This is a genomic window from Paenibacillus sp. FSL K6-2862, assembly GCF_038005125.1.
In the GTDB taxonomy this organism is placed as follows: Bacteria; Bacillota; Bacilli; order Paenibacillales; family Paenibacillaceae; genus Paenibacillus; species Paenibacillus illinoisensis_A.
In genome coordinates this window covers 6,519,916-6,537,672 of the sequence record NZ_JBBOSN010000001.1, presented here as the reverse complement: position 1 = coordinate 6,537,672, position 17,757 = coordinate 6,519,916, and the positions used below count along the sequence as shown (strand labels likewise).

The following is a 17,757-nucleotide window of genomic DNA, read 5'->3' as shown; positions in this document are numbered from 1 at the left end:
ATAAAGAGGCGACCTGCCAAAGCTACAAGGTGGGTCACCTTTCTTTTTGCTTCAATGCTCCTTATACCATAATATTCTGCGATACATCGAGGAATCTTGTACATGCCGGAAAGGGCGCAGGTCTGGTTTATAATTGCCTTCAATGATCCAAATCCGACGCTTCCTGTCGATGCCTATATCGAACCCCACCTGTCTTAGCTTGGGATAATGCTCTCCCAGCCGTTTGGCAGCCAGTAGGGCAATTCGTTCCGCCTTAACAAGTAAGCTTCGGCCTCCAATATGAGCTAATTTTAATGCTTTTAGCACGGGGATGGTGCGGCTGGTCACATTCGTGACATAGTATCCTTGCTCTGCAACTTTTGCGTATGAGCCTGTCACGTTCCAGGGGGATGAAGGATTTTTCTGGCGTTGAACCATAATGCGGATATCGAAGGGTCGATCTTGAACCTGGGCAAGCTGCAAACGTCTTTGGACGATATATCCATGAACTTTGTTTTTGTTATGGAACAATTGAAGTAACTGATTCGTGTCTTTCATGGCAGTCACATGGTCCTCATGTTGAATACGTATAGATTTCGCACCGTTTCGATGTATGAACAGGATATCTCTTCCATAACGCCCGTCGCGAGGCTTCACAACGACGCTCTGATATTGGTTCAGCATCTTCGTAAAATTGTTCTTTTGAAACAGACGCGTTTTAGGCAGACGTTTGGCAAGAGAAGGGCCCTTACGGAGGATGCGGTACTGAGTCCATTTATCTCTTTTCATTACAATCGGAATCACAGCCTTTTTTCATTCGTTTACAGCCATTCTAAGGTAAAGTAACGGTTAGCATAAGCGGCCATTTGTCTATATTTATGATAATGCTCGTTCAACTCACGTATTCAACGAGGTTCGGCGTGGGACTCCGATCGTTTCTATTTTGTCCAATTTGCATGGTAGAATGGTGGGTATATGGATTTTTTATACATTTGATATAATAGAATGAATTCACCATGGAAGGGACTGAACTATGCGCAGAACTCAATATCTTGAACCTACCCTATCCAAAAACAATGGAGGTGAAAGTATTGATTACAGAATTACAGACAGAGCGTTTGCAACTGAGGAAAATGCAGGTATCAGATTCACCGGGTTTATTTAAAATCTGGTCTGATCCGGAGGTTACTCGATTTATGAATGTTCGTTGTTTCACGGCTGAAAATCAAGCAATAGAAATGATTCAGCTTCTGGATGATCTATCACAGGACAATAAGGCCATTCGTTTCTCCATCATACACAAAGAATCGAGCGAAGTTATAGGATCATGTGGGTATAATGCCTTCAACTTTGCAAATGGAACAGCGGAAATTGGTTATGACCTAGCCAAATCGTACTGGGGAAAAGGTTATGCTTCAGAGGCGGTTTCGAGTTTGGTCGAGTATGCTTTTTCATCATGGAAGCTGAAACGAATCGAAGCAAAGGTAGAACCTGAAAACCTGAATTCCATAAAGCTCTTGCAAAAGCTTGGTTTCACGTATGAAGGAATCCTTAGTCAAGATAAAGGCGCAGAAGAAGCAGCGAGTGATCTGTATTTATACTCAAAATCAACATCAACATCATAATAAACTAATCTATCAGCATTACGAAGTAGAATACACTGAGTATAGCTGTACGGGTTCGTAGACCGTACGGCTATTTTGCATTTTACGTAAAACAACAGAATTTTATATTAAGTCGTTAGTCAAATAAGATACAATGAGATGTAGATTAGGGCATCCAGGCGGGTGCCTTTAGGTTTACCCGCGCACAAGGTTATATCGTGTTGAAGATATTCGAAGATATTAAATTTGAATTGAAATGGTGGGTTCATGAAAGAATTATACAGTCAGGTAAACCGAAGAACATATTATATCTCCATGTTAACGATCATTGTGCTTATGGTGTGGGGACTTATCCTATCGACGTCCGAGTTAAAGGGCATTACGATAGGATATGGTATTCATTTTACGTGTGTAGCAATTATATCGGTGTGTTTGCTGATCTATCCGAAGTATGAGACCTATGTTTTCAGAAAGATCATCATTATGATGGGCTTCGTTTATTTCTATACTCTTTTCTTTTTGTACCCGGATACCTGGACCACCTATATTCTGATATGCCTCATTCCTTCCCTTGCCATTTTGTTTTTTGATATGAAATTGTTTTACTTCTCCATGGTTTTAAATGGAATACTGATCCTGATGACTTTCGTTTACATTACTCTAATTGACCAGGGACAGGTGTATACATACTTACATTACGATCTTGTAGGCAATTTAATCAATATCATAGCCAGCCAAGTGATGCTGTTTCTCATATTTCATTTATCCTTTAGTCGGATGAAAAAGCAGCAACTCTATTATGAGCAGGTACAACAAGCAGAGCGTTTGAAGATGATCGCTAATTTGACCGCTGCTGTGGCGCATGAAATTAGGAATCCGGTTACTGTTGTTCGAGGTTTTTTGCAGTTATATCAGCAAGATCCCGCTTTTGACGTTTGGGACAAGAACAAGTTTAAATTAATGATCGATGAACTGAATACGGTTGAACACATCACTTCTCAATTCCTAACCCTCTCCAAGCCCAACGGAGATCTGAAACCGGAGAGAGTCAATGTGAAGGATGTCCTTCATAGTGTTACAAGTCTGCTAAGTTCATATGCCATGCTATCGGATAATCATATTGATATAGATGTTGAGGAAGAATGTACGATTCTCATTAATACGATTGAGTTCAAGCAGCTGCTAATGAATTTAATCAAAAATGCAGTGGAAGCATCGGAGGCTGGCATGTCTGTCTCTGTCACGGCAAGGAGAAGTCGTCATTATATGGAGATAAGAATTATCGATCAAGGAAGCGGAATGTCAGAAGATGAGGTGAAGTCACTAGGCACTCCTTTTTATTCGTTAAAAAGTAATGGGACAGGGCTCGGATTAATGATTTGCTTTAATATTGTCAAAAAATATGGCGGAGAAATTCATTATCATAGTTTGAAAGGACATGGAACCACGGTTACTGTTCGCTTCTTAGCTGTAAATGACAACTGAAAGTGTAGAAGCGTATTTTCGCTAAATAGCAGGTTCTCGATAATGGGAAAAATTAATGACAAATCTGGCGTAAAAAGGTTTGGTGGATGTAGGCGATGTCTTGTAACAGAGGGGACAGCACCTGCTTTTATTAACATCGTATTGCGCCCCTTTTTTCCTCTCTAGGTCTTCTTGAGATCATAGTAATTTTATAGATTTTTCTTGATTGACTAACATATCTCGAGTGAGTAGAATAAAAACACAAATCAAGGATGAAATGTGATTCTTGAATGTGAAATCGGCATTATAGTTGTCTGCGGCGTGACCAATTGTGAATCAGACAAGCTTAGGTAGTGTACTTGATAGGAGTATATGTCAGATGTATTTGTGGATGATAGTGCTGGCAGTACTGAGGAGGATTGTAACTAATACATAAAGTAAATTGAGAGATGTATACATCAGCAGAAAAAGGATTAATTATTTAAAAACTAAATCATTTAAGGGGAACAGATGAAAAAGAATTTTAAAGCAAAGTCCTTATCAATCCTATCTACAGTCGCTATCCTTAGCACCATGGTACCACATGCCTCCGCTTCGGTAACTTTGAGCGATATTTCAAGCAGCTACGCCAAGGAAGAGATTAATGAACTTGTCCAAAAAGGGATTATTTATGGCACTGGTGATGGAAAATTTAATCCAATGAGTAATATAAAGCGACAGGACTTCGCAATCGTACTGGTAAGAGCATTGAATCTGGATACCGACAACCCTCCACAATCACCTTCTTTTAAAGATGTTCCTCAAAACAACTATGCATTCTCTGCTGTAGAGGCCGCTGTCAAAGCTGGTCTAATTAAAGGTATGGGTAATGGAGTTTTTGGTATCAATCAAAATCTTACCCGTGAGCAAATGGCTGTCATCTTTGTGAATGCACTAGGAGTTAATAGTGCAGGAAAGGGTCAAAACCTAGCGTTTTCGGATGTTAATTCAATTTCTGACTGGGCTAAAGATGCAGTTGGTGCTGCTGTCGAATTGGAACTAATGAAGGGGAATCCGGATGGTACGTTTAAACCTTCTAATCAAGCAAGTCGTCAGGAAGTAGCTCTGGTCGCATATAAGTTTCTAAACGAAAAGACTAAGATTGATGAACAAAAGCCGTCTGTGACACCCCCGCCTACTCCAATACCGCAAACACCAACTCCAATACCAGTCCCAATACCGAGTCCAACACCTTCTACTGGTGGTGGTACACCTTCGACAGGTACAGGAGGGGATTCCTCAAGTAATGGAGATTTGGAAATCGCCAATCTGGTAAAAGCGGCAATCGCAGCCTTGCCAGCTAAAGGTGATGTGATGCTGACCGACAAAGCAGCGGTGGAAGAAGTGCGCACAAAGTATGAGGCACTCACTGCGACTCAAAAAGCGCTGGTAGGAGATATCACGCGATTGATAGAAGCGGAAGCAGCGATTGTGGAATTGGAAGCTCAAGCCGCAGCGGATCTGGAAGCCGCCAACCTAGTGAAAGAAGCAATTGAAGGCTTGCCTGTAAAAGAGGACGTAGAGCTTGCTGACAAAGCAGCGGTGGAAGAAGTGCGCACAAAGTATGAGGCACTCACTGCGACTCAAAAAGCGCTGGTAGGAGATATCACGCGATTGATAGAAGCGGAAGCAGCGATTGTGGAATTGGAAGCTCAAGCCGCAGCGGATCTGGAAGCCGCCAACCTAGTGAAAGAAGCAATTGAAGGCTTGCCTGTAAAAGAGGACGTAGAGCTTGCTGACAAAGCAGCGGTGGAAGAAGTGCGCACAAAGTATGAGTCACTCACTGCAACTCAAAAAGCACTGGTAGGAGATATCACGCGATTGACAGAAGCGGAAGCAGCGATTGCTGAACTGGAAGCTCAAGCCGCAGCGGATCTGGAAGCCGCCAACCTAGTGAAAGAAACAATTGAAGGCTTGCCTGTAAAAGAGGACGTAGAGCTTGCTGACAAAGCAGCGGTGGAAGAAGTGCGCACAAAGTATGAGGCACTCACTGCAACTCAAAAAGCACTGGTAGGAGATATCACGCGATTGACAGAAGCGGAAGCAGTGATTGTGGAACTGGAAGCTCAAGCCGCAGCGGATCTGGAAGCCGCCAACCTAGTGAAAGAAACAATTGAAGGCTTGCCTGTAAAAGAGGACGTAGAGCTTGCTGACAAAGCAGCGGTGGAAGAAGTGCGCACAAAGTATGAGGCACTCACTGCAACTCAAAAAGCACTGGTAGGAGATATCACGCGATTGACAGAAGCGGAAGCAGTGATTGTGGAACTGGAAGCTCAAGCCGCAGCGGATCTGGAAGCCGCCAACCTAGTGAAAGAAACAATTGAAGGCTTGCCTGTAAAAGAGGACGTAGAGCTTGCTGACAAAGCAGCGGTGGAAGAAGTGCGCACAAAGTATGAGGCACTCACTGCAACTCAAAAAGCACTGGTAGGAGATATCACGCGATTGACAGAAGCGGAAGCAGCAATTGCTGAACTGGAAGCTCAAGCCGCAGCGGATCTGGAAGCCGCCAACCTAGTGAAAGAAGCTATTGAAGGCTTGCCTGTAAAAGAGGACGTAGAGCTTGCTGACAAAGCAGCGGTGGAAGAAGTGCGCACAAAGTATGAGTCACTCACTGCAACTCAAAAAGCACTGGTAGGGGATATCACACGATTGACAGAAGCGGAAGCAGCAATTGCTGGACTGGAAGCTCAAGCGGCAGCAGATCTGGAAGCCGCCAACCGGGTGAAAGCTAAAATTGCAGATTTACCTGAAAAAAGTGAGATAACACTAGCCAATAAAACGGTCGTGGTTGAAGCACGCTCGGCTTATGAAGCGTTAACTACGACTCAAAAGACGTTGGTAGGAGATATCACGCGATTGACGGAAGCGGAAGCAGCAATTGTTGATTGGCAAGTAATTGCACTAGCTGTAGAGAATTTGCGAGTGACGTATAACGGTGTTGATGTTTCAGTCTTATTGCCAAACGATCAGGATGGAGCTAATGTTACTTGGTCATTAAAAGATCCAACGCAGTCATCTATTATTGATGTTTTAAATGGTGACATTATCCGTGCCGGTTTAACAGCTGATACGAACATTGTGCTCGTAGCCACCATTATCTCAGGATCTAAGTCGACTAATAAGGAGTTTGTAATTACTGTTCAAGCTGAGGTTGCTGAACCTAAGTCTATCCTCAGTAAAGAAATTGCAAATTTCGATTTTACCAATGTCTATGCGACTTCAGCTAGGGAAGAAAGTAACAAAATTACCTCAACAAATTTCAAAACTAACCCTAAACACTTCACGATCAGTGATGGGAATATTACAATACCTGTTGACCTCACCTGGGATATTCCATTAAGTGGTTTCTCCACTGGACAGGTAGTTGGATCGGCAATCGATAGTTTCATTCAGGACTACTGCAATGCACATGGAATTAATTTAGGGGATCGGACAGTTTATGGATCCGGATTTGAAGACACATTCTTTATATCTACATTTAAGACTGGATCCGATGCTTCTATTACACTAGGTGGGAACGACTGGTCATTTTTCTTTCAAAATAATCATTGGACTGGAACAGATGGAACTCAGAACCGTACATTTATTGTTAGTGATGGTGTGAATCAGGTGACGATTGTTTTAAGTCAAAAATTTACCGACATGAGTAATCTGGTAACCTATCTAAATAATCAATTGCAGTCTAAATCAGTTTCTGTCACAGCTGAGCAAGTAAATGAGAGTCAATTTAAACTTGTATCCAACAGTTCTAATACCGATATAACTATTACCGGAAACGATAAAGAGCAGTTCTTTGATAATTAAGAATTTAAACAAGATATAGTAGTAATAAAGCGAGAACTTATAAGCAAAAAAGGCTGTCGATGAATTCGACGGCCTTTTTGTGCATTTGGAAAATCCTTGAGTGCCACCTATATCCAGTGGTTGAGGGAAGAATATCTATGAGTGAACGATAGGGTTTACACCAAATCGTCCCTTACTCCACCTCGATCTCCTTCACCGTCTCACCCTCAACCAGGACAGGCTGGTAATAGGTGTCGGTGGGAAGATCCTTCTTGCCTTGCAGTTTCTTAATGACCCAATCGGCAGCGTCACGGCCCATTTGCTCTTGGGGATGGGTTAGTGTGGTGAGTTTAATGTTGGCGTTCTTGGCAATATAGGAGTTGTCCTGTCCAATAATGGATAACTCATCCGGAATGGATATGTCCAGTCTTCGGCAGGCATGCACCACTTCCAGCCCCACCTCATCGTTGTAACATACGATGGCGGTCAGAGCTTCTCTGTTATCGTTCAGAAACGTTTCCAGATTAGCGGACAAATCCGGTTTCGAGGCTGTATCGAACGAAAGCACCTGCTCGGGATGGAACCGTAACTTGGCTTCGCCCAATGCTTTGATATACCCCTTCATCCGGTACTTTCCTTGCAAATCATCCATTTTCGCAATAAGCCCAATTTGGGTATGCCCATTGGCGATCAATTCCCGGGTGGCCAGATAGCTGGACTGTACGTCATCCAGACAGAAGAAGGGAACCTCCAGCTCTTCGTAAAAGGCATTGATCATCGTAAACGGTACATCCTGCTCCTTAAATGACAGGTAGTACGCAATGTTGGGATTGTACAGATTGCTCTTGGTCGGCTCCACAATCAGGCCATCGACCCCGTAGGAGAGCATCATCTCCAGCGCTTTTTTCTCTTGGGCGACATCATTATTGGTGCTGGCTAAGAGCAGTGAATAATTATCCTCATTCAGTCGGCTTTCAATGCCGCGAATGATCGAGGGGAAGATGTAATCAGAGATGTACGTCGTGATGACACCAATCGTTTTCTTCATCGTTGTTCCGCCGGATCTGGAGCGGTATTGGTTGCTGACATAGGTGCCAGATCCCTTCTCGCTTCTCAAAAAACCTTCGTTCGACAGCTCCAAAATGGCCTTCCGTACCGTCTGGCGGCTCACATTGTAGCTCTCCTGCAGAGCAGACTCTGTCGGGATCTGTTCGCCCACGTTATATGTCCCCGAAAGGATATGGCTCTTTATATCATCAATAATGACTTGATATTTTGGCTTCACGCAATCCACTTCTTTCATCATTACTCATCTATAGAAACGTTATGGTTCAAATAGTTGTACGTACATATTTTAACATGATTCTAGTCTAATGAAAATAAAACGGCATATTTCTCGAAATAAACCGTACAATTCTGGTTTAATTACATGAAACTGTACACTACAGCATATCCTTAAGCAAGCAGGAAAAGACATGCTAAACACTAATTTTATGATCTTTGTAAGTATAAATATTATATATTATTGACAGATGTACGTACAAAAATTATACTAAGGCTGTCAGAAAAGGAAAGCGCCTTCTTAAATAAGGTTTGCTGCTGTTCATTCACCAGAAGTGATCGCAACAGTAGTAGACATTTTATACGAATTCATAAATTCATCTTATGCCGTTGCAGCTTTGGCTCTTTAACGTAATTACCAGCCTTGGGATGTAAAACGGCGATCTAGAGAGGGGACAACCATGGTTATGAGTCATGAGGAGACGAGAGAGGCGATTGCGAAGGGAGCCACTTCACTCGGCATCGAATTCGGATCGACGCGGATCAAGGCCGTATTGATTAACGAACGTTTCGACACCATCGCATCGGGAAGTTATGAGTGGGAGAATCTCTTGAAAGACGGATATTGGACGTACAACCAAGAGGATATTATTGCAGGCATGCAAACCGCGTATCGCGAGATGAAGCAGGATGTGGAACAGAAGTACGGCATCACGCTGCAAACCATCGGCTCCATTGGGTTCTCCGCCATGATGCACGGATATGTTGCACTGGATCGTACGGGTGAACTGCTGGTACCGTTCCGGACGTGGCGTAATGCGACGACCGGAGTGGCAGCGAAGGAGTTAACAAATCTCCTTCAGTTCAACATCCCGGAACGCTGGAGCATCGCACACTTGTACCAGGCCATATTGAATGAGGAGGAGCATCTGCCTCGTATCGATAACCTGACCACACTGGCTGGATACATCCACTGGTTGTTAACCGGCAATAAAGCGATTGGAATTGGTGATGCTTCAGGCATTTTCCCAATCGATGAGTCCACACATAATTATCATCCAACCATGATCAAGCAGTTCGATGAACTGATCGCAGGCCAAGGTTATCCTTGGACATTGGAAGAGCTTCTTCCCAAGGTATATCTCGCGGGCGAGGATGCAGGTACGTTAACGGACGCCGGAGCCAAGCTGCTTGACCCTGCAGGAGACTTGCAAGCAGGCATTCCGCTATGTCCACCGGAAGGTGATGCCGGAACAGGCATGGTCGCGACGAACAGCGTAAGAAAACGTACGGGCAATATCTCTGTCGGCACATCTGTCTTTGCCATGATCGTCCTGGAAAATGAACTGTCCAAAGTGTACCCAGAGATCGATATGGTCACAACGCCGGACGGCAGCCCGGTGGGTATGGTACATGCTAATAACTGTTCCAGCGACATCAATGCATGGATCGGATTGTTCCGTGAATTTTCTGAGGCCATGGGATACGAGGTCGATAGCGGCAAGCTCTTCAGCGTCTTGTTTAACAAGGCACTTGAAGCAGACCCGGATGGTGGCGGCCTGCTGAGCTACGGATACTATTCCGGCGAAAATATTACGGGGATCGACAAGGGCCGTCCGTTGTTCGTTCGTTCACCTGAAAGCCGGTTTAATCTGGCCAACTTCATGCGTACCCATCTGTTCACAGCCTTTGGTGCACTGAAGATCGGGATGGATATTTTGACGGAAAAAGAACACGTAGCTATCGACAGCATCTTGGCTCATGGTGGATTGTTCAAAACGCCAGTCGTTGGACAGCGGATCGTTGCAGCCGCGATGAATGTGCCTGTATCCGTTATGTCCACGGCGGGGGAAGGCGGGGCATGGGGTATGGCGCTTCTCGCTTCGTACATGATCAATAAGGGTGAGCAGGAGAGTCTGGATGTGTTCCTGGAGCAGAAGGTATTCAGCGATGTCGCTGGAGAGGAAGTAGCACCGGACCCATCGGATGTTAAAGGGTTTGAATCATTTATCGAACGCTACCGGAAGGGTCTGGCCATTGAGCAGGCGGCTGTTGATCATCTGGTAGAGAACGGGAGGGACTAAGATGTTAGAGCAACTGAAACAAGAGGTTTATGAGGCGAACCTGGAGCTGCCGAAGCATGGACTTGTGAAGTTCACTTGGGGCAACGTCAGCGCCATTGATCGGGATAGCGGATTGTTCGTAATCAAACCGAGCGGCGTCAGCTACGATGCCATGAAGCCAAGCGACATGGTCGTTGTCGATCTGGATGGCAACGTGGTCGAGGGCGAGATGAGACCATCCTCGGATACAGCAACCCATGCTGTTTTATATAAGCATTACTCCGAAATTGGCGGGATTGTGCATACGCACTCCACATGGGCGACCATCTGGGCCCAAGCTGGACTGGATGTACCTGTTATGGGAACAACGCATGCAGATACGTTCTATGGTGCGGTACCTTGTGCGCGTTTCCTGAACCAGAACGAGGTTGATCGTGGGTACGAAGCGGAGACAGGACGCGTCATTATTGAAACGTTTGAAGAGCGCGGGATTGATGTTATGGCAGTTCCGGCCGTGCTGCTTCATGGTCATGCACCGTTTACCTGGGGGAAAGATGCCAAGGCGGCTGTGGTGAACAGTGTTGTGCTGGAGGAAGTATGCAAAATGAACCTGTATGCGCGGCAACTAAACAACTTCGCCAAAGAACTGCCGCAAGGCATTTTGGATAAACACTATCTGCGGAAACACGGGAAAGACGCGTATTACGGACAGAAGTAATGTGGTTATGTAGCGATCGGTTGATCATAATTCAAGCGAATAAGTTGTTTGTTACTACTACCAAAGAAGTTGTATCAAACTTTTACACGATAACGGAGAGTGCAGAACCAATCTGAAGAAGCGAAGCTAAAAGCTTTCTGCAAGAAAGCTACTTCGGAAGGATATACCTCGCGTTTATCACAGGATTTTCCCTTAAAAAAGGGAATAAAAAAATCCGGGGATAACCAGCGATCGGAAGATGGTACTGCAATCGGAGTGGTAAGTGCAACCCATTTGTTCAACTATAAAAATGAAATGAGGATGATTACATGTCAGCAACAGCAGCAAAAGAATTTTGGTTTGTCGTTGGTTCGCAGCATCTCTATGGTGAAGAAGCACTGGGCGAGGTCAAAGCCAATGCACAGAAGATTACGGATGCCCTGAATGCAAGCGGCGTTCTGCCATACCCACTCGTATTGCAGGATCTGGCGGTAAGCGCGGATAAAATCACGAGCATCATGAAGGAAGTCAACTACCGCGATGAAGTAGCCGGTGTTATTACTTGGATGCATACCTTCTCTCCAGCGAAAATGTGGATTCGTGGTACAAAATTGCTGCAGAAACCGCTGCTTCATCTGGCTACGCAATATAATGAGAGCATTCCTTGGGCCACCATCGATATGGACTTCATGAACCTGAACCAGGCAGCACACGGTGATCGTGAGTATGGTTTCATCAATGCGCGTCTGAGAAAACAAAACAAAATTGTCGTTGGATACTGGGAGCGCCCGGAAGTGCAGCAGCAGGTTGCCGATTGGATGGACGTGGCGGTTGCCTATAACGAAAGCTTCAACATCAAAGTGGCCCGTTTTGGCGACAACATGCGCAACGTAGGTGTAACTGAAGGGGATAAAGTGGAGGCACAAATCCAATTCGGTTGGACGGTCGACTACTTCGGCATCGGTGACCTTGTACAGGTTGTGAATGCAGTGACAGAGCAGGAAATCGATGACCTGATCGGCCAATACGCAGAGCTGTATGAATTCGATTATGGTACAAACAGCAAGGAAGCTTGGGAAGCCAGTGTACGTGTGCAAGCCAGTTATGAAATTGCAATCAAACGCTTCCTCGACGAGGGCGGATACACTGCATTCACCACCAACTTCGAAGATCTGCATGGCATGAAGCAGCTTCCAGGTTTGGCTGTACAGCGCCTGATGGCCCAAGGATATGGATTTGCTGGTGAAGGTGACTGGAAAACAGCTGCACTTGATCGTTTGCTGAAAGTTATGAGCCACAACGAGAATACGGGCTTCATGGAAGATTACACCTATGAAATGGCTGCTGGACAGGAAGCTATCCTTCAATCTCACATGCTTGAAGTAGATCCTACACTCGCCAGCACCAAACCGAGAATCATTGTGTCTCCACTGGGTATTGGCGATCGCGAAGATCCAGCACGTCTGGTATTCGATGGCAAAGCAGGCGAAGGTGTTGTTGTATCCATGGCTGACTTCGGCACACATTACAAACTGCTGATCAATGAAGTGTCTGCTTTTGAGCCAACTGTACCAGCACCGAATCTGCCAGTGGCACGTGTATTATGGAACGTGAAGCCAAACTTCCAGGATGGGGTCAAAGCTTGGATTGAAAATGGCGGCGGTCACCACACCGTGGTTTCCTTGAACCTGACAACAGATCAGATCGTAACGTATGCGAAGCTGGTTAACCTGGAGTATGTCGTTATTAAATAAACATTAGATATTTTTATCGTGATTGGACTCATATCCATGATTGCCTGGCGGCCGAGGGATTCCCTCGGCCCTTTGTCATGCTGTAATGCGGTTGGCTGAGCAGTCACAGTCACAAACTGTAATGCAGTCTAATGAAGTGCGTACCCTTGCGCACCATAGAGTTTCTTTCATTTTGCTATAATAGCCCAAAGGAGGTTATCGATTCATTATGCATACACAACAAAGCTTGTTTGAGCAGCTCCACCAGCTTGGTATTGACGGACGAAGTACGCTGCTTGTTCACTCTTCCATGAAAAGTATGGGTGAGGTCGAAGGTGGGGCGGATACCGTACTGGATGTCTTTACAGACTATATGAAGGATGGACTGCTGGTGCTGCCAACCCATACCTGGTCCACCATTAATGCAAGTAATCCAATGTTCCACGTGGAATCATCACCATGCTGCGTCGGGATTCTACCTGAGCTATTTCGAAAACGGCCAGGCGTAGTACGTTCTTGGCACCCGACTCACTCGGTTGCAGCAATCGGTAAGGATGCAGTGGCATTCACGAAGGACGATCACCTATATGACACACCTTGCGCAAGGGGCTCGGCTTGGGGCAAGCTGCTGGATCGGAAAGCGACCATTCTCCTTGTTGGCGTGGACCTGAAACGAAACACGTTCATCCATGGCGTAGAGGAATGGGTGGACATTCCGGGGCGTTTAACAGATGAGCATGAGCAGCTCTACACTGTATTGCCAGATGGAACAGAGATTTCAGTACCCTCCCGCAGGCATTGCGGGTTGTCGTGGTCGGAGCATTTCTGGAAAGTGGATGAGGTGTTACAGCGCAAAGGCGCGATGCGCATAGGAAGGCTTGGGGGTGCTATTGTACGAGTATGTGATGCGGCCATGGTGGAGGCAGTTATCACAGAGATGCTGAGGGCGAATCCGGATCTATTCTCGGATAACCTGCCGCTGGCGAAGGAGTAGGAGTAGACATACCAGAGGACCGCTCGGCAACGGGCGGGAGAGGGTTCTTTTTTTCAATAGTTAAACGTTCAAAACACTTACAAATCAGCAAAATAGATGCATAAATAAAACAGTGCTTGGCTGTATTTCCAGTGTATAGGCTACTCTCCCATAGGGGTGTGTGATAAGATATGGTTAATTTAACCATAATTTTTTGTATAGCACTAGAAAGTATAGTTCTAATGTAGTATCACTTAGGTTTACGAAAACAGCCTAGCTCAATGATATCGTAGTAGTCGCAACCAAGAAGGAGAAGATTTGTGAGCCCATTGGTATGGTATGATCTCTTTTTATTCGTCCTGTTGTTTGGTGTATACGTTTATATTTTTGCTACCGCTAGAATCACGAACTTACATAAGGTTTACTTTCTATTTCATGGGTTGATGATGCTCTGGCCCTTCTGTCAGTTTGCGATCGTGTTGTCGGATAACCCGGGCTGGCAATTATTTTATGTGACCCTGTCTTTCGTCGCCGTTTCACTGCTTGGAAGTGGTTGGCTGCTGTTGACCATCTTCATTACCGGTTATTCGGATCGATTAGGGACAAAAAAAGTTATACTGCTGTTCGTACCAGCTGTTATTGCAGCCATAGGTGTGGTTATCAACCCGGCTCATTGGTTTGTAACCCCGCTGGAGGGTGGTTATGTCGAACGGGCCTATGGCCCATGGTTCTGGGTTGTCATGATTGTATTGGTGAGCTACTTTGTAGCTTCCCTCTTTATTTTGTTCGGGGCACTTCGCGCCTCCGATAAATCACCAACGATTAAAAAACAGGTGAAAATTACGCTGTGGGGCATATTCGTCTTAGCTGTTTTTGCAGCAATTGATGCCCTTCTGAATGTGGTTTTGCGAGCATGGATACCGTTCATCATTCCCGGACTGACGTCGCTGGGGATTTTTCTGTCGGATTTATTTTTTGTCTATGTCATCAAGCGGTACAACGTCTTCGATCTGGTTTCCATCGCCCATGAGGATGTGATTAATACGATTCCCTATGGTATCCTGGTTTTGGATGAGAATGAGACCATTATTGAAGCAAACAAGGCATCCAGGTCCTTCATGGATCTGCATGTTGGGGATTGTTTTGATATGGAGGCATTTCTGGGATCGGTTCGTGTAGAGGGCGACAGCGGGCTGTTTCTGGATCAGTATCGGCAAAGGGAAAATACGCTGTCTCAGATTGAGGTTATTGTGGAGGAGCGCGACATGGAGCGTCACTTTATCCTCCAAACCTCTCCAATCATTGATCATTATCAGATGCCTCTTGGTCATCTCCTAACGTTTCAGGATGTGTCGCAAGAGCGCTACTATGTAAAAGAAATGAATCGGCAGAATGAGATGCTTCAGGAACGCAATTATGCCCTGGATCGCATTCGGCAGGAGTTATCCGAGGCTAATCTCAAACTGGAGGAGCTGGCGCTTACGGATAGTCTGACTCACTGCTACAATCGTCGTTATCTGACCCAGCAGCTGACGCATGAGGTCATTACGAATGTTCACTATAAGACACCGTTTTCACTTCTTCTCCTGGATATTGACTTCTTCAAGGCAATCAATGATCGCTATGGACATGTCATCGGGGATGAAGTGCTGTACCGTACAGCTCAGGCTGTGAAACAGTCCATCCGGGAGACCGATATTCTAACGCGCTATGGCGGGGAAGAGTTCATGATCTACCTTCCGCACACGGAACGCCAGTTAGCTCAAAAAATTGCGGAACGCGTGAGGCTGTCCGTGGAGTCCAACCTTATGGCGGTAGATCATGAGGTTGGGCAGGTGTCCATTACGATCAGCATTGGGATTCTATCGATTGAGGATTTTGAATGTGATGATGCACCGGATAATCCGGAAGGATATCTGACTCAACTGTTTGCCGCTGTAGACAAGGCACTATATCAGGCGAAGCAGAATGGGCGGAATCGGGTTGAGTTTGCGGAGCTAGAGCGGGGCGTTTCTTGATGAGGTGAGAATAACAAAACTTATATAATATGTCTTACAAATGGCACCAAGCCAAATTGGTGTCATTTGTTTTTTTTACCTTTAACTTGGGTATATGCATATAGGACCATAGGACTGATGAGAACAGGCTTTAATGCTATTAATTAGGTAAAATCAGGATTTTAGCCGGATGTATTGCGTTTGGAACTTCTGCTAACATAGGTTAATCCTATTTCAATGAGCGGAGATACATATGAGTACAATAAAAGTTACCCCTGAGCAACTACATCACGTATCCAATCAGGTAGATCAGGCCAGACAACAATTGGAGGGCATCCGGAGTGATCTGACCAGGCAGATTATGTTCATCCAAGCGATGTGGATGGGTGCAACGCAGGAACGTTTTTACTATGAGTTTGAGCGATCCAAGCCTATACTGGAGAAAGCACTAGAGAGTATGGTCAACACGTCCAAGGATCTGAAGGATATCGCTACCCGTTTTCAAGAAGCAGATGCGGAGCGGGTAAGTTTGGCAGGTGCAACTGGAGCTGTTGGTGCGATGGCGATGACGACAAGATTGACCGGTAATGGAAACCCGGAAGATAAGGGTTATCGGATGGCGTATAACTCAGCATTTGGAGTATGGCTTCCTGTGAATGAGAAAGGCGTTACGGATCAGGCGGCTCTCCAGGCTTATGAGAAGGATAAAGGGAATTTGGATGTAAAAGGCATGCAAGGCCCTATGAACATGGACCCGCCAGGGGAGGATATCTTCGCGCTCCAGATCAAGGCATTTGAGAATGGGATACATCCGTTTACAGGCGAGCCTGTTTCAGATAAATATGCTCAAACAATGGTTACGTCGCTTAAGCTTAGTCAGATTTTTATGGCCGTTTCGATGGTTAAAGGGAGTATGCCGGGTAGCAAAAGTCCATTCCGGTTGCCATCATCGAACCCAGCTGTGGCGAAGGTTAAGAATAATATTGGGGCTGTTAGAGATAATTCTGGAAACAACCATGGAGATAGCATAGAAGGAACAAAGAACAGTCAGGGTTTCACAGGATCAGGAATGAGGGATTACGACAAGGCAGCAGAAGCAGAGTACGAATCAATAAGACAATTGAAAATGAAAGATGTAGAAGATGTTGCAGCCAACACAGGATTGAGTACTGATGAGATTAGAACAATGAAAAAGCATCTATTTTTTGGTAAACATCAAGTACCTCAGCCTGGAGGTACAGAATATAAAATGGAACGTTTCATTGCTGATGACGAAATCGCTTATGCATGGAAAACTGCACAAAAGGGTGAGTTAACCATCGAGCAAAAAGCATGGTTCAAACAATTGGCTGAACATGAACTGGCTGAACGGAAATTTATGTCTCAGGGACAAAAGTATAGGACATTAGAATCTTGGAATCACGAAAAGGGCACATATGATGGCTTTCCACCGGGTGCTCATGAGAATGCTCCGAAACAACCTAATACTGCGTTTCCGGGCTACGAAGAATACTTCTTTAATAAAATGTTTAAATAAACGGGGGATTATATGGGACCATTATTGAATAAAGCTGTTGAACGTTTATCGTCCATTCCATTCGAGGATATGGGGAGTGAATCACGAGAGTCATCTCATGTTTTACTAAGAGAGTATTTTAGACGAACCAATCAATTTTTAAACGAGATGGGTGTTTCTATAGATCGATATCCCATATTCAGTTTCGCTAAAGCTCTCGGGGAATCAGTAAACGAAGAAGTGTATAAAGCTTGTCCTAAAGTTGATTTTATTCAAAATCCGTACATGAAGGCAATTTGTTACTGCTATTTAGAAATTTCCGAATTAGCAGATCGGGGAGTAAGTAGCGCAATAAAGTATGTTGATCTCTACGAGCCGATAATAAAGTTCTTGGAAAGGGGCGGTAGCTTCACAATAAGACAAGGTGAGTTGCTAGTAGGTAGTTCTGCCTATCCACTAACGTATTGGAGAGATTTAGACATTCCTATACAGGATATCAGCAATATTGCTTTAGAGCGTGTAGATACGAGGGATAATGGATAATTACTCGCATGGACTGCTCTGATCATCATGGATCATATCAGTCTTTTTCTTTAGATCCCAATTACTGGGTTAATTTAAGTGCCTA

Annotated in this window: 12 protein-coding genes; 10 read left to right on the top strand and 2 right to left on the bottom strand. The window is 45.0% G+C overall.

Features of this window, described 5'->3' with window-relative positions; genetic code table 11:
* Nucleotides 1-51: 51 nt before the first annotated feature.
* Entirely contained in the window at nt 52-768 is a 717-nt protein-coding gene (locus MHB82_RS29540) for a YheC/YheD family protein (protein WP_141236998.1), read from the bottom strand.
* A 302-nt stretch (nt 769-1,070) separates the two neighbouring features.
* On the opposite strand from MHB82_RS29540, the gene MHB82_RS29535 reads away from it, so the two are divergent.
* The 3 genes from MHB82_RS29535 (at nt 1,071) to MHB82_RS29525 (ending at nt 6,890) form a co-directional block, all read left to right on the top strand.
* Complete coding sequence (locus MHB82_RS29535; protein WP_341176720.1) at nt 1,071-1,604, top strand: GNAT family N-acetyltransferase; 534 nt, start codon at nt 1,071-1,073, stop codon at nt 1,602-1,604.
* A 246-nt stretch (nt 1,605-1,850) separates the two neighbouring features.
* Nucleotides 1,851-3,068: a HAMP domain-containing sensor histidine kinase gene (locus MHB82_RS29530; protein WP_341176540.1), complete on the top strand. Its 1,218-nt coding sequence runs from the start codon at nt 1,851-1,853 to the stop codon at nt 3,066-3,068.
* 489 nt (nt 3,069-3,557) lie between these two features.
* Nucleotides 3,558-6,890, top strand: a complete 3,333-nt coding sequence (locus MHB82_RS29525; RefSeq protein WP_341176539.1) for an S-layer homology domain-containing protein — start codon at nt 3,558-3,560, stop codon at nt 6,888-6,890.
* Nucleotides 6,891-7,062: 172 nt separating this feature from the next.
* Here MHB82_RS29525 and MHB82_RS29520 read toward each other — a convergent pair whose 3' ends face one another.
* Entirely contained in the window at nt 7,063-8,154 is a 1,092-nt protein-coding gene (locus MHB82_RS29520; protein ID WP_341176538.1) for a GntR family transcriptional regulator, read from the bottom strand.
* Nucleotides 8,155-8,617: 463 nt separating this feature from the next.
* On the opposite strand from MHB82_RS29520, the gene MHB82_RS29515 reads away from it, so the two are divergent.
* The 7 genes from MHB82_RS29515 to MHB82_RS29485 all read left to right on the top strand — a co-directional run bounded on the left by MHB82_RS29515 (nt 8,618) and on the right by MHB82_RS29485 (nt 17,672).
* Entirely contained in the window at nt 8,618-10,234 is a 1,617-nt protein-coding gene (locus MHB82_RS29515; RefSeq protein ID WP_341176537.1) for a xylulokinase, read from the top strand.
* A 1-nt stretch (nt 10,235) separates the two neighbouring features.
* A complete protein-coding gene (locus MHB82_RS29510) occupies nt 10,236-10,931 on the top strand; it encodes an L-ribulose-5-phosphate 4-epimerase (RefSeq protein ID WP_110758158.1) in 696 nt (231 codons plus the stop codon).
* Nucleotides 10,932-11,239: 308 nt separating this feature from the next.
* Nucleotides 11,240-12,664 (top strand): L-arabinose isomerase, encoded by a 1,425-nt coding sequence (gene araA, locus MHB82_RS29505; protein ID WP_095360362.1) that lies wholly within the window; start codon nt 11,240-11,242, stop codon nt 12,662-12,664.
* A gap of 208 nt (nt 12,665-12,872) precedes the next feature.
* Nucleotides 12,873-13,637 (top strand): AAC(3) family N-acetyltransferase, encoded by a 765-nt coding sequence (locus MHB82_RS29500; protein ID WP_341176536.1) that lies wholly within the window; start codon nt 12,873-12,875, stop codon nt 13,635-13,637.
* A gap of 299 nt (nt 13,638-13,936) precedes the next feature.
* Nucleotides 13,937-15,634, top strand: coding sequence for a histidine kinase N-terminal 7TM domain-containing diguanylate cyclase (locus MHB82_RS29495; protein ID WP_341176535.1), 1,698 nt, complete (start codon nt 13,937-13,939; stop codon nt 15,632-15,634).
* Nucleotides 15,635-15,866: 232 nt separating this feature from the next.
* Nucleotides 15,867-17,150, top strand: coding sequence for a WXG100 family type VII secretion target (locus MHB82_RS29490; RefSeq protein WP_341176534.1), 1,284 nt, complete (start codon nt 15,867-15,869; stop codon nt 17,148-17,150).
* Between the two features lie 12 nt (nt 17,151-17,162).
* Complete coding sequence (locus MHB82_RS29485; protein WP_341176533.1) at nt 17,163-17,672, top strand: hypothetical protein; 510 nt, start codon at nt 17,163-17,165, stop codon at nt 17,670-17,672.
* The last annotated feature ends 85 nt before the right edge of the window (nt 17,673-17,757 follow it).

Coding starts and splice junctions, on each gene's coding strand:
- MHB82_RS29540 (WP_141236998.1), bottom strand. CDS start 768: ATGAAAAGAGATAAATGGACTCAGTACCGCATCCTCCGTAAGGGCCCT.
- MHB82_RS29530 (WP_341176540.1), top strand. CDS start 1,851: ATGAAAGAATTATACAGTCAGGTAAACCGAAGAACATATTATATCTCC.
- MHB82_RS29525 (WP_341176539.1), top strand. CDS start 3,558: ATGAAAAAGAATTTTAAAGCAAAGTCCTTATCAATCCTATCTACAGTC.
- MHB82_RS29515 (WP_341176537.1), top strand. CDS start 8,618: ATGAGTCATGAGGAGACGAGAGAGGCGATTGCGAAGGGAGCCACTTCA.
- MHB82_RS29510 (WP_110758158.1), top strand. CDS start 10,236: ATGTTAGAGCAACTGAAACAAGAGGTTTATGAGGCGAACCTGGAGCTG.
- araA (WP_095360362.1), top strand. CDS start 11,240: ATGTCAGCAACAGCAGCAAAAGAATTTTGGTTTGTCGTTGGTTCGCAG.
- MHB82_RS29500 (WP_341176536.1), top strand. CDS start 12,873: ATGCATACACAACAAAGCTTGTTTGAGCAGCTCCACCAGCTTGGTATT.
- MHB82_RS29490 (WP_341176534.1), top strand. CDS start 15,867: ATGAGTACAATAAAAGTTACCCCTGAGCAACTACATCACGTATCCAAT.
- MHB82_RS29485 (WP_341176533.1), top strand. CDS start 17,163: ATGGGACCATTATTGAATAAAGCTGTTGAACGTTTATCGTCCATTCCA.